Raw genomic sequence first — 12,342 nt, forward strand, 5'->3', positions numbered from 1 at the left:
CTTTTTCTTTTAACCTCATTATAGTTGTTACTATATAAATTACAATAATCAGTCTGTGAGATTTGTATGGTTACTCAACATATAAGAAAAATTGTTGAGGAATCATATGATACTAACTAATACAGGAGTATATAATGTCAGAAAAAACGAGAAAACAAGATCGCCGTACCCGCTATACCAGGCAAACCATAAAAGATACGTTCTTAGAGTTGTTAAATCAGAAAAGTTTTACGAAAATTACAGTTACAGAGATCTGCAAAAATGCTGAAATCAACCGTGGCACTTTTTATCTTCATTACTACGATATCCATGATGTATTATCAGATATTTTTAATGATATGACTCAGGATATGTTAACAACTGTAGATCATTTATTCTGTCTAAATCAAAAAAGCTGTTCCTATCCGTTCTGTCAGAAAATACAGATGGAATCACAATACAGGGCACTGTTTCTGGATGATGCAATTGCCCCTATTCTTCTGGAAAAAATAGCAGAAAATACAAAAGAAGGCTATGTGACCTGGCTTATGTCACACAGCCTCCTGACCTTTGAACAGGCAGAATCGGTTTTTTATTTTCAAATGAATGGCTGCCTTTCCATCAACAGACTGATGCTCCGCAATCACTGTAATGACTGGAAACAGATTCAGACAGTAATCGACAAATTTATCAAAGCCGGGTTGGAAAGTTTTCTGATTCATGATCAGAGAGAAGAAAAGGCTTCCGATAATTTTTGCAGCAAAATTTCTCCAACTGTTACCGCATCTTCTACACTCAGATAATGATCGGCATGATCCTGAAGAAATATTTTGCCAGATGCAGGAAATTCTTCATCTGCAAACCATATCTTTAAAGTTACCGGATATCTTGGCAGAACTGGAAAAACAGCACACAGATCCGCCTTTGTTTCTGTGAATTCTGCACCCAGGTTTTTACATGCTTTCTGAATTTTCTCAGGATCTTTATCCTGCAAAAGCTTTTCCAGTTTCTGCTCTGCAGTCCGGTCAAACTTAGTTCCCCGTATCAATCCATCTTTCAGGTTACCAAAAGTAATGAGCTTCTGTGAGCCTTCTGTGCCATCGGCCATATCCAGATAATGCAACAACGTCAGATAATGCCATTCATCTATGTCTGAGTTAATATAGAATTCAGGAAGTTGAATTTCAATCGTTTCATAAAAACTCATTATCTCAAGTACATTCCGGCTGCTATGAAAAACAGCCCCGCTTTTTGCAGCAATCTCCTCTCCGGAACGATTTTGCAGCCGTTTTACTGCTGCCTGCAACATTTCCTGAAATGCACGATTTTCTGTTTGATTTTTGTATTCCATAAGTTCTCCTTTGTGAACATTTATAGTATCTGTGTTGACTTTTCCTTTAATCTCCATTATAGTTGTAATTATATTATTTACAATCATCAAAGCATTAAAAAATGTACAGTTTATCAACACATTAAAAAGAACTGTTGAGAACTTAGGATGTTTTAAACAAACCAGAAATATTTTCATCCCAAAAACGTGAAAACAAGATCATTATATCATACTACAAGGAGTTTCTTATCATGAAATATTCAACGAAATTAAGTGATGCTGTTCATGTGATGGTTCTGATTGCTATCAACCAGGAAAAATCCCTCTCCAGTGCCTCAATTGCAGAAAGTGTCCATACAAATCCCGGCTTTGTACGCCAGCTTATGTTAAAACTAAAAAAAGCGGAACTTATGACAAGTGTAGCCGGACATGCCCGTCCTTCTCTTTCAAAACCAGCCGATCAGATTACATTGCTGGATATTTATAAAGCAGTTGAAGGTGATAAACCATTGCTTCATTTAGATACTCATACCAATCCAGATTGTGGCGTTGGCATTAACATTCAGTTATCTTTGCAGGGATTTTATAATGAAATTCAAAAGGCTACCGAAGAAAAAATGAATACGATTACTTTGCAGGATATCATAGATACCTACTATCAGCGGATATCTATAGAAAATAACTTACAGAATATTATTTAACAGGAGAACACTTTCATGTACCTTCAGCAAATACGAAATGCTACCAAAACACTGTGGGAGAAGTAGACTATGAGAAAACAATCTGGTCAAGTTCATAGCAGGGAATCTTCTGCAACTCTCCAACTGACAGTAAGTTTACTCTATCCTTAATTGCTTAAGCTGGTTGTATATGAATAAAGAATGATGTATAGTATTTGCAAGAGGCACCTTCTTTCGTAAATGTTGCAAATGTTTGTTTCGTCACTTTCATTATACAACATCAAGAATCAAGGTGTCTTTCTTTTATGCAAAATCACGAACTTGCTCATTTATAGATAAAACGATTTTATTTCAAAAGCGGTTTTTACTAAAAATACGTCTGCCGTTTTTGGTCATTATTACTATGCATTGATACCTGGTCAAATTTCTTCCGAAAACAGATGATTTCAGGAATCAACTTGTCGGCACACTCCTTTGTAGTATGTTGTCTATCCTCCATTGAAATCCCTCTTCTTTGGTGATACAATATGTTACAATGCTTATCAAAAGTTACATCATTTTGGGGGACATTTACACTACAAAGGAGAATTTATTTATGTTTCAGGTTTTTGTTGATTCAGCAGCAAATCTGCCTGCTGTTACTGCGAAAAAATACGATATCCATGTCGTTTCTTTCGTCAATCTTGTGAATGGAAAAGAGCTGGTCTGCTTCGACCCGGATCTGTCACCGGAAGAGGAGCTTGCAAAAGGAAAAGAATATTACAATGCCATGCGCACCGGCTGTGAAATCAAGACCGGACTGATCAGCACCGCAAATTTTGCGGATGCGTTCCGCACCGCTCTTGAGGCAGATCAGGATGTCATCTATCTTTCCTTAAGCAAAAACATCAGCGGAACTTATAACTCCGCAAGACTTGCTGCCGAGGAGCTTCTTGAGGAATACGGCGGAAAACGTAAAATCCGCCTCGTCGATTCCCTGAATGCCTCTCTTGCACAGGGCATCCTCGCCATCTATGCCAGCGAGATGCGCGATCGAGGCATGAACGTAGACGAAGCGGCAGATCTTCTGGAAACCTACGTTAGCAAAATGAACGGTGTTTTCACCGTCGGCGATCTGAAATATCTTTCCCGTACCGGAAGAATCAAGGGAAGTGTCGCTGTGGTCGGAAATATGCTGAAAATCAAACCGATTCTGCGTGGAAGTGAAGATGGCTATATTGTTTCCTACAAGAATGTCCGCGGGCGCAAGGCCGTTTTAAATGAACTGATTCGTCTTTTCTGTGAAACGATCGAAGAACCGGAAAAGCAGATCGTCGGAATCGCACATGCAGATGCCTATGAGGAATCTCTTTATATGATGGAAGAAATCCAGAAAAGAGTGAAGGTGCGTGAATTTATCAATACTTCTTACGATTACTGCACAGGAAGCCATGTCGGACCGGATACGATCGCTTTGTTCTATCTCGGAAAAGACCGCAGTCTTCTGTAAAAGGAGCAACCAGACTAACCACTGCTGTTCCACTGTATTTTTTCCGAAATTGCTGTAAACAGCGGAAATACGTTTCTTCTTTCCATGCATAATTCCACCTGTTTTTCCACATACTACCCATACAGCACAAATTATGGAAAGTACATTGCGGAAACAGGAGGAATTTTTCATATGAAAGCGACGGGAATTGTTCGAAGGATTGATGATCTGGGGCGTGTGGTAGTTCCCAAGGAAATCCGGCGCACGATGCGGATCCGGGAGGGACAGGCCATGGAAATTTATACCGGACGGGAGGGTGAGATTATCCTGAAGAAATACTCACCGATCGAAGAGCTGGCGGAATGCGCAGCAGGGTTTACAAAATCGATTTCAACGGTGACCGGGTGTCTCGTTTGTGTTTCGGATCAGGAACAGATTGTGGCGGCAAACGGGCCGGAACAGAAAAATTATCTTGGCAAGTCCATCAGCAGCCGGCTGGAGGAGGCGATTCTGAACCGGAAAACAGTACTTGCGCGTCCCGGTGAAAAGGCCTATTTTTCAATTTTGGAAAACACAGACAATACTACTCCTCTGCCGGAGCTCATCTTTCCGATTCTCTCCTCCGGTGATGCCATCGGTTCGGTCATTCTCTGCGGCAAAGACAGGGAGTCCCTGCCGGGCGACACGGAAAAGAAGCTCCTCCAGGTAGCGGCAACGTACCTCGGACGGGAAATGGAAAACTAAACAGGGGATTTATCGAAGGCAATTTATCAAAGGCTTTTTGCATCATCCGCACCGGTTATGCAAGAGGCCTTTTCCTGTTATTCTGTAATTCGAGATATTCCAATTTTATCTTGCTATTTACACCTGCATTGTCTACAATAAAAATGACGTGCACGAAAACCTTCAGCCGATACGCCCGAAGCTTTTCTGTGCCTGCTTTTATAAGCCGGGAAAAATTCCCGGTGTATCCTACATTACACAAGGAGGAATTTCCATTCATGAAATACCTTGCAAAGAAATTCGGCTCTCTCTTTCTTACGCTGCTTCTTGTATCCTTTTTATCGTTCTTTGCCTTTTCCGTCATACCCGGAGATGCGGCAAAATCGCAGCTTGGAACGGAGGCGACGCCGGAGCGGATTGAGGCTCTGCAAAAGGAAATGGGCCTGGATCGGCCGGTTCTGGAACGGTATGCTTCGTGGGTAACCGGCTTTTTTCATGGAGATCTCGGCACCTCGTATTCGTACTTGATGCCGGTCGGAGAACTGATCCGCGATAAAGTTCCGATTACCATCGCTATCACCGTTATCGCATTCCTGATGATCCTTGTTGTCTCGATTCCCATCGGCATTTTCACAGCACAGCACGCCGGAGGCCATCTGGACCGGCTGATCATGACGATCAATCAGGTGATCATGTCTGTGCCGGGATTTTTCATCGGTATTCTGATCACGTATCTTTTCGGTCTGATTCTCAAATGGTTTCAGCCGGGCGCCTATGTGCCGATTTCTGAAAATTTTTCCGGTTTTATCGGTTATCTTGTTGCACCGTCTGCCGCCATTGCACTTCCGCGCTGTTCCATGGCTGTCAAAATGCTGCGCAGCTCTGTGCTCTCGCAGCTCGATGCCGACTATGTGCGCACCGCCTATTCCCGCGGAAACAGTACACGCCGTGTTATGTATCACCATGTGCTGAAAAACGCCCTGATTCCGGTACTGACCTTCTGGGGCATGACAATCGCAGATATTGTGGCAAACAGCATTATTCTGGAACAGGTTTTTTCGATTCCGGGCATGGGCAATCTTCTGATCACTTCGATCTCCAACCGCGATTACCCCGTGGTTCAGGGCATCCTTGTACTGATCGCCGCCCTCATTATTATCATCAATTTCGTGGTAGATCTACTGTATGGCAGAATTGATCCGCGTATCCGCGTAAAAGACTGACGGGAGCTTTCGATCATCAGCTCCCGCGACCGAAAGGTCGTGGGGAGCCGCCCACGACAAAGGAAAGGGTTTTCATTATGAAAAAGAAACGCAATCTCACGCTGATCATCGGAGCTGTTCTCACCGCTTTTATGCTTCTGTTTCTTCTGATCGGCTTTTTCTACACACCGTACGACCCGGATGCAATGAACGGCGCAGCCAAGTTTGCTGCTCCATCTCTGTCGCACCCGTTCGGCTGCGATCACTTTGGACGCGATATTTTCAGCCGCGTCTTAAAAGGAACCGGTACAACCTTCTTCGTCGCTTTCGCTACTCTGCTGCTCGGCGGAACCATTGGTGTTCTTGTCGGTGCGTTCACCGGGTATTTTGGCGGATGGATTGACGAAATCCTGATGCGCATAAACGATGTCATTGTTTCCTTTCCGGGAATCCTGCTGGCGCTGGTATTTATCGCGCTGCTGGGTCCCGGCAAATACAACGTGATCCTTGCACTCGGTATCGTATTCATTCCGAGCTTTGCACGTATCACCAGAAGCGAATTTCTCGCACGCAAAGATATGGACTATGTCAAAAGTGCCCGTCTGATGGGTGTTTCCCATCTTCGGATCATATTTGTACATATCCTGCCAAATACGGTCCCGTCCCTTCTTTCGATGGCAGCAATCGGTTTCAACAACGCCGTTCTCTCCGAGGCCGGCATGAGCTTTCTCGGCATCGGTGTCCAGCCGCCCGATGCCTCGCTTGGACGGATGCTCTCAGAATCCCAGACGTATCTGATGACTGCTCCCTGGGGCTCTGTTTTCCCCGGTCTTGCCGTCATTTTACTGGCGCTTGGCGTATCGCTCCTCGGCGACGGATTACAGAAGAAAGGCGGTAACTGATATGGCACTTCTCGATGTACGTGACTTAAAAATTGCATTTTACGATACCACGCCACCGACCGAAGTGGTAAAAGGCATCTCCTTTTCCTTAGAAGAAGGTGAGACGCTTGGCATTGTCGGGGAATCCGGTTCCGGCAAAACGCAGACAGCACTCTCCATTCTGCAGCTTTTAAAGGAAAATTCCGCCGTATCCGGCGGAGAAATTCTCTACGAAGGTTCTTCCGTTGCGCACGCCTCCAGCCAGGATCTGCAGCGCATCCGCGGAAAAGAAATCAGTATGATTTTTCAGGAGCCGATGACCTCTTTAAATCCGGTTCTGACCATCGAAGAACAAATTGCAGAGGGACTGCTGATTCATGAGAGCTGCACACCGGCAGAACGTCATGAAAAGGTTCTTGCCATAATGCATGAGGTCGAGCTTCCCGACCCGGAAAAGCTTTGCAAAAAATACCCTCACCAGCTCTCCGGCGGTCAGCGCCAGAGGGTGATGATCGCTGCGGCGCTTATTACAGAACCGAAGCTTCTGATTGCAGACGAGCCGACAACAGCTCTTGATGTGACGATTCAGTCGCAGATCTTAAAGCTGCTGAAAAAAATCAATGAACGCCATCACACGGCGATTCTTTTTATCTCACACGACCTCGGCGTCATCCGTTCGCTCTGTGACCGGGTCATCGTCATGAATCATGGGACGATTGTGGAATCCGGCAGTGTAGACGATGTCTTTTTCCACCCGAAGGAAGACTACACCCGCCGCCTGCTCGATGCAATTCCGAACCGACGAACATCGCTGCGAAAGCGAATCAAAATCGCTTCAACAGCTCAATGGCCGACAGGCTCTGACAAAAAAGCTGCTCCGCCGGCGGAAAAGGAGGAATAACCCATGGAAGAAATCAGTCCGAACAACATTCTGAAAGTCAGCCATATTTCTGCCTCCTATCAGGAGGGAAAGCAGAGAAAAACGGTGCTTCATGATATCTCTTTCGAGCTTCATGAAAATGAAATTCTCGGTCTCGTCGGAGAGAGCGGATGCGGAAAATCGACACTCTCCAAAGTGATCTTAGGATTTATCCGCCCAGATGAAGGCGAAATAATTTCGCAGGTCGACCATCCGCAGATGATTTTCCAGGACCCGTTTTCCTCCCTGAATCCGGCGAAGAAAATCTCCTGGATTTTAGAAGAACCGCTTCGGATGCAGAAAGTTCCGAAAGAAGAACGAAAAAAACGGGTTCTTGCGATGGCCGAAAGAGTCGGTCTCTCCGCAGAGCACCTGAAACGCCGCCCGCATGAACTTTCCGGCGGCCAGCGGCAGAGAGTCAGCATCGCAGCCGCACTGATCCAGGGCTCACGCCTGATTCTTGCCGACGAACCGGTTTCCGCTCTCGATGTGACGATTCAGAAACAGATCATGGAGCTGATGGTTCAGCTTCAGGAGGAGCTTCAGCTCTCGATTCTCTTTATCTCGCATGACCTCAACGTGATCTATCAGATGTGTGACCGGGTTCTCGTGATGAAAGAAGGCCGGATTGTGGAGAACGCGGAGACGGAAGAACTGTTTGCGCATCCGCAGAATGATTATACAAAGGAGCTTCTGGCGGCATCACCGGAGCTGTAGTTTTATTTCCAGCATTCTCTAAACACCCGAAGTACATTCTTGGAAAAGACCTTCTCGATCTCCTCATCTGTAAAGCCTTCGTGACTCATCACATCTGCGAGATGCTGCATATGCGCAGTGTCCGGCACATCCGTCTCGCCGCTGAAGCCGTCAAAATCGGTTCCAAGGCCGATGATGTCGATACCGCCGACGTTGCGCAGATATTTCATATGGCGTACCATATCCATCGTCGATGCCTTTTTCGCCGCCGGTTCCTCCTCGCGCAGAAACGACGGACAGAAATTGATACCGGTGACGCCGCCACGCTCTGCGAGCTGACGAATCATTTCATCCGAAAGGTTTCTCAGATGGAAGCACGCGCCGCGCGCATTGGAATGGGACGCAATGACCGGACCTCTCGTATGCGCAAAAACGTCGCGGATTCCGGCATCATTTAAGTGTGATAAATCGATCACTATGCCGAGCCGCTCCATCTCCTCGACAAAGGCAATACCGGTCGGTGTCAGCCCGTTTTCAAGATCCGGAAGATATGGCTTTCCCTCTTCCTGCGCCGGGTTCGGGAATCCAAGCTCATTCGGAAAGTTCCAGGTCAGCGTGGAAATCCGCACACCGAGATCGTACAGCGTATGCAGCTTCTCTATGCTTCCCTCGTAGACACCACCCTCTTCGACGGTCATCACCGCACCTATTTTTCCTTCCTTCTGTACCTGCATCAGATCCGCATACGTTTTGATCTGACAAATGCGGTCCGGATACCGTTCCACCTCTGATTTCCAGAGATCAGCCAGCTTTCTCACATGCTCAAACGGTGTTTCGTCTTTCAGTCCCTTCAGGAACGTAAACAAAGAAAAGCACTGGCAGAGGCTGCCGCCCTTTTCCAGCTTATCCAGATTGATCTGAAGATCCGCATCCGCAAGATGCTCCTGTTTTTCCTTCCACTGCAGCGCCGGGATGGTGTCGCAGTGCATATCAATTACCTGAAACATGGCAATAATCCTCTTTTCTGTTTTTTCTCTATTCTATCATACTTCGCTGCATTCCTTCACAAAAACTGGAAGAAAACGTAAAAAACCGCCTGGCTCATGGTAAACCCATAAGGCTAGAGAAAATATATCTTTCCGGAATCGCAAAAAATTGGGGGTCCGCGTTTTTTCTCGAAAAAAACTTGCAAATCTCGTCTGAGATGATATACTTTTTGCATTGTGTTACTTTATGAAAGCACTGATCTTCCAAGAAAGTGCTTCTGCTTATGAAAAAGAAAGAGGTATCTATGCTCCAACTGATTGAAACCATCAACAATGCCGTGAACAATTTTATCTGGGGTGTTCCGGCTATGATCTGCATTTTCGGTGTCGGCCTTTACCTGAGTCTGCGCACCCGTTTCCTCCAGATTCGAAAATTCCCGTATGCGATCCGCACAACGCTCGGAAGAATGTTCCGCAAACGAGATGCTTCCGATGGCGCAATTACACCGTTCCAGGCGGTCTGTACAGCACTTGCCGCCACGGTCGGTACCGGTAATATTGCCGGTGTTGCCGGCGCTATCGCTATCGGCGGACCCGGTGCCGTGTTCTGGATGTGGGTTTCCGCCCTGCTCGGCATGTGTACGAAATTTGCCGAGGTAACACTGGCTGTTTTCTACCACGAGAAAAACGCCAACGGGGAACTCGTCGGCGGACCGATGTATTACATCAAAAACGGTCTCAGCAAAAAATGGCATTTTCTGGCCTATCTTTTCGCTGCTTTCGGTGTACTGACTGTGTTCGGAACCGGAAATGCAACGCAGGTCAACACCATCACAACCGCAGTCAACTCCGCACTGATGAATTACCATGTGATCTCAAAGGACGCGATCCCGACCTCCAACCTGATTCAGGGTATCATCATTGCGGTACTCGTAGCGCTGATCCTGCTCGGCGGTGTCAAACGGATCGCACAGGTAACAGAAAAGCTCGTTCCGTTTATGGCTCTGTTTTATATTGTCCTTGCCATCGGTGTAATTTTACTGAATCTCAACCGGATTCCATCTGTTTTCGTATCGATCCTTGAGGGCGCCTTCCGTCCCTCTGCTGTTACAGGCGGTATCGTCGGAAGCATGCTCATGAGTGTGAAAAAAGGTGTGTCCCGCGGTATTTTCTCAAACGAGGCAGGTCTTGGTACCGGTTCGATCGCGCATGCCTGTGCCGACACAAAAAAGCCGGTCAAACAGGGTATGTTCGGTATCTTTGAGGTATTTACTGATACGATCGTGATTTGTACCTTAACTGCACTTGTTATTCTCTGCAGCGGTACTTCCATCACCTACGGACAGGCTGCCGGCGCAGAGCTGACCATCAGCGGTTTTACCCTTACATACGGAAACTGGGTTTCGCTGCTCACCGCGTTCGCGATGTGCTGCTTCGCCTTTTCCACGATTCTCGGATGGGGACTTTACGGTGCACGCTGCATCGAGTTTTTGTTCTCCGAAAGAATCACAAAATATTTTATGGCCGCCTATGCGCTGGTTGCCATCCTTGGCGCCACCGCAAATCTCGGCCTGATGTGGAGCATTGCCGAGACCTTCAACGGCCTCATGGCGATCCCGAACCTGATTGCGCTCTTCCTGCTTTCGGGCAAGGTTGTGGAACTTACAAAGGAATATTTTTCCGGAGAAGGCAAAACCCGGTAAAATTCCTTTTCTCGCGGCGCATTCCCTTCTTCTGTAAGAAAATCATGTAAATTCGCCTTTTCCCTTGACAATCAGGTTGCTACCCCTTACACTGTTAAAAGTTTATAGCTTGGCTTCACCTTCTTCTCGGCAAGCATGTGGGTAGGCCAGCAGCTCGCTGACGGCCTCGATTTCTGGGGCTTTTTGGGATCACTGATCCTTGGTGGAATCATTCTTGGTATTTATACCGGTCTGCTCGGCTACGTCGGTGCAAAAACCGGTCTGTCACTTGATCTTTTGTCCCAGAGAGCTTTTGGCGAAAAAGGTTCCTATCTGCCGTCAGCCATGACCAGCTTTACGCAGATCGGATGGTTTGGTGTCGGCTCCTTCGTTTCCGGCGGAACCGCAACCCCGAACTTCGCACGTTTTGCAAAGGACGGAAAAGCGGGTGCCATCACCACGGTTGTGGCTTTCTTTATCGGAAATTCCCTGATGTTTTTCTTCGGTGCTGTTTCCTCGATCTTTGTCGGCGGAAACGATATCTTCGAGGTTATGGTCCGCCTGAACCTGTTCTACCTGGCTGTTCTCGTTCTCGGTCTTAATATCTGGACTACAAACGACAACGCTCTGTATACCGCAGGTCTTGGTCTTGCCAACATCTTCCATCAGAGGAAAAAACCGATGGTTCTCCTTTCCGGTATCATCGGAACGGTTGCCTCCGTATGGCTGTACTACAACTTCTGCGGCTGGCTCAACATTCTGAATTGTACCCTGCCGCCGGTCGGCATGATTCTGGTGCTCGCCTACTTCATGAACAAAAAGGACTTTGAAACCGATCAGCCGAAGCTTAAAACCGTAGACTGGTTTGCAGTTGCCGGTGTCATTCTCGGTGCCATTGTTGCGAACCTCTTACACTGGGGCATCGCTTCTATCAACGGCATGGTTGTTGCCGCTGTATGCTACTGTGTCGGACAGGCCGTAAACAAAAGAAAATAACAATAACGCCCTTGGCATGTTTCTCGCTTTCATCCTGGAAACATGTTCAGGGCTTTTTATTTCTTCTGATTCGCGTTATAATGTATGCATAACTCTGCATAGTTATAATTTTCGAAACGAAAGGAAACTGCCCGGATGATCCATTCCACCGTATCTGCTCCCAAAGGAGAAAAAACAAAATACCGTCTTGCCGAATCCATGAAGGAGTGCATGAAATCAACCCCTGTCGAAGAGATCACCGTGCGCCAGATCTGTGAAATCTGCGGTGTTACCCGCCAGACCTTCTACCGCAATTTTCTCGACAAATACGATCTGATCAACTGGTATTTTGATAAATTACTGACAAAATCCTTCGAACATATGGGTCGCGGAACGACCGTTTTTGACAGTCTGGAAAAGAAATTTACCTATATTCAGAAAGAAAAAGCTTTTTTCGCCGCTGCCTTCCGCTACGACAAGCAGAATTCTCTGCGTGAGCACGATTTCGATCTGATTCTCGCGTTCTACGAAAATCTGATTCACGAAAAAAGCGGCAGTCCGGTTTCACCGGAAATGCATTTTCTTCTCGAAATGTACTGTCAGGGTTCCATCACCATGACCGTAAAATGGGTGCTTACCGGCATGGATCTGACACCTTCCGAGTTTGCCGCTCTTCTCGTCCGGGCAATGCCGGAAGACTTAAAAAAACTGTTCCGGAATCTGCAGCTGCTCTCTTAGAGCGCGTGTCAAAGTGGGGCTTGCAGATTGCGGAAATGGTTTTTCAGACACTCTCTGGTTATTTTTCACAAATTTTGTTCTGT

General features: G+C 46.6%; 13 protein-coding genes. 11 read left to right on the top strand and 2 right to left on the bottom strand.

What is annotated here, in order from left to right; genetic code table 11:
* The first annotated feature begins 134 nt into the window (after positions 1-134).
* Positions 135-782 carry a TetR/AcrR family transcriptional regulator gene (locus I2G42_RS07540; protein WP_019162593.1) on the top strand — a complete coding sequence of 216 codons (648 nt, stop codon included), beginning with the start codon at positions 135-137 and terminating at the stop codon, positions 780-782.
* Here the strand turns inward: I2G42_RS07540 and I2G42_RS07545 are convergent.
* The gene (locus I2G42_RS07545) at positions 704-1,330 is read right to left on the bottom strand and encodes a DUF3786 domain-containing protein (protein ID WP_055221749.1); all 627 of its coding nucleotides are present in this window, start codon (positions 1,328-1,330) and stop codon (positions 704-706) included. The two genes, I2G42_RS07540 and I2G42_RS07545, sit on opposite strands and share 79 nt — an antisense overlap.
* Positions 1,331-1,560: 230 nt before the next feature.
* On the opposite strand from I2G42_RS07545, the gene I2G42_RS07550 reads away from it, so the two are divergent.
* From I2G42_RS07550 to I2G42_RS07580, 7 genes are all read left to right on the top strand, one after another.
* Entirely contained in the window at positions 1,561-2,010 is a 450-nt protein-coding gene (locus I2G42_RS07550) for an Rrf2 family transcriptional regulator (protein ID WP_173859744.1), read from the top strand.
* 574 nt (positions 2,011-2,584) lie between these two features.
* Positions 2,585-3,478, top strand: coding sequence for a DegV family protein (locus I2G42_RS07555; protein ID WP_118742322.1), 894 nt, complete (start codon positions 2,585-2,587; stop codon positions 3,476-3,478).
* Positions 3,479-3,649: 171 nt separating this feature from the next.
* A complete protein-coding gene (locus I2G42_RS07560) occupies positions 3,650-4,201 on the top strand; it encodes a stage V sporulation T C-terminal domain-containing protein (RefSeq protein ID WP_055221761.1) in 552 nt (183 codons plus the stop codon).
* A 257-nt stretch (positions 4,202-4,458) separates the two neighbouring features.
* Entirely contained in the window at positions 4,459-5,403 is a 945-nt protein-coding gene (locus tag I2G42_RS07565) for an ABC transporter permease (RefSeq protein ID WP_195530912.1), read from the top strand.
* 77 nt (positions 5,404-5,480) lie between these two features.
* Positions 5,481-6,284 carry an ABC transporter permease gene (locus I2G42_RS07570; RefSeq protein WP_022462692.1) on the top strand — a complete coding sequence of 268 codons (804 nt, stop codon included), beginning with the start codon at positions 5,481-5,483 and terminating at the stop codon, positions 6,282-6,284.
* Between the two features lies 1 nt (position 6,285).
* Entirely contained in the window at positions 6,286-7,164 is an 879-nt protein-coding gene (locus I2G42_RS07575) for an ATP-binding cassette domain-containing protein (protein ID WP_195530913.1), read from the top strand.
* Positions 7,165-7,167: 3 nt separating this feature from the next.
* A complete protein-coding gene (locus tag I2G42_RS07580) occupies positions 7,168-7,899 on the top strand; it encodes an ABC transporter ATP-binding protein (protein WP_117510043.1) in 732 nt (243 codons plus the stop codon).
* Between the two features lie 2 nt (positions 7,900-7,901).
* Here I2G42_RS07580 and I2G42_RS07585 read toward each other — a convergent pair whose 3' ends face one another.
* Positions 7,902-8,885, bottom strand: coding sequence for a dipeptidase (locus I2G42_RS07585; protein WP_195530914.1), 984 nt, complete (start codon positions 8,883-8,885; stop codon positions 7,902-7,904).
* A 284-nt stretch (positions 8,886-9,169) separates the two neighbouring features.
* Here I2G42_RS07585 and I2G42_RS07590 point away from each other — a divergent pair, with 284 nt between their 5' ends.
* From I2G42_RS07590 to I2G42_RS07600, 3 genes are all read left to right on the top strand, one after another.
* Positions 9,170-10,567 carry an alanine/glycine:cation symporter family protein gene (locus tag I2G42_RS07590; protein ID WP_117762264.1) on the top strand — a complete coding sequence of 466 codons (1,398 nt, stop codon included), beginning with the start codon at positions 9,170-9,172 and terminating at the stop codon, positions 10,565-10,567.
* Between the two features lie 135 nt (positions 10,568-10,702).
* The gene (locus I2G42_RS07595; protein WP_173816503.1) at positions 10,703-11,542 is read left to right on the top strand and encodes a cytosine permease; all 840 of its coding nucleotides are present in this window, start codon (positions 10,703-10,705) and stop codon (positions 11,540-11,542) included.
* A 135-nt stretch (positions 11,543-11,677) separates the two neighbouring features.
* Entirely contained in the window at positions 11,678-12,259 is a 582-nt protein-coding gene (locus I2G42_RS07600; RefSeq protein WP_117813088.1) for a TetR/AcrR family transcriptional regulator C-terminal domain-containing protein, read from the top strand.
* The last annotated feature ends 83 nt before the right edge of the window (positions 12,260-12,342 follow it).

Source organism: Fusicatenibacter saccharivorans (genome assembly GCF_015557635.1).
GTDB lineage: Bacteria > Bacillota > Clostridia > Lachnospirales > Lachnospiraceae > Fusicatenibacter > Fusicatenibacter saccharivorans.

Bases quoted from the DNA above. Each gene is read 5' to 3' on its own strand.
- I2G42_RS07550 (WP_173859744.1), top strand. From the start codon at position 1,561: ATGAAATATTCAACGAAATTAAGTGATGCTGTTCATGTGATGGTTCTG.
- I2G42_RS07595 (WP_173816503.1), top strand. From the start codon at position 10,703: ATGTGGGTAGGCCAGCAGCTCGCTGACGGCCTCGATTTCTGGGGCTTT.
- I2G42_RS07570 (WP_022462692.1), top strand. From the start codon at position 5,481: ATGAAAAAGAAACGCAATCTCACGCTGATCATCGGAGCTGTTCTCACC.
- I2G42_RS07560 (WP_055221761.1), top strand. From the start codon at position 3,650: ATGAAAGCGACGGGAATTGTTCGAAGGATTGATGATCTGGGGCGTGTG.
- I2G42_RS07575 (WP_195530913.1), top strand. From the start codon at position 6,286: ATGGCACTTCTCGATGTACGTGACTTAAAAATTGCATTTTACGATACC.
- I2G42_RS07565 (WP_195530912.1), top strand. From the start codon at position 4,459: ATGAAATACCTTGCAAAGAAATTCGGCTCTCTCTTTCTTACGCTGCTT.
- I2G42_RS07600 (WP_117813088.1), top strand. From the start codon at position 11,678: ATGATCCATTCCACCGTATCTGCTCCCAAAGGAGAAAAAACAAAATAC.
- I2G42_RS07590 (WP_117762264.1), top strand. From the start codon at position 9,170: ATGCTCCAACTGATTGAAACCATCAACAATGCCGTGAACAATTTTATC.
- I2G42_RS07545 (WP_055221749.1), bottom strand. From the start codon at position 1,330: ATGGAATACAAAAATCAAACAGAAAATCGTGCATTTCAGGAAATGTTG.
- I2G42_RS07555 (WP_118742322.1), top strand. From the start codon at position 2,585: ATGTTTCAGGTTTTTGTTGATTCAGCAGCAAATCTGCCTGCTGTTACT.
- I2G42_RS07585 (WP_195530914.1), bottom strand. From the start codon at position 8,885: ATGTTTCAGGTAATTGATATGCACTGCGACACCATCCCGGCGCTGCAG.
- I2G42_RS07580 (WP_117510043.1), top strand. From the start codon at position 7,168: ATGGAAGAAATCAGTCCGAACAACATTCTGAAAGTCAGCCATATTTCT.
- I2G42_RS07540 (WP_019162593.1), top strand. From the start codon at position 135: ATGTCAGAAAAAACGAGAAAACAAGATCGCCGTACCCGCTATACCAGG.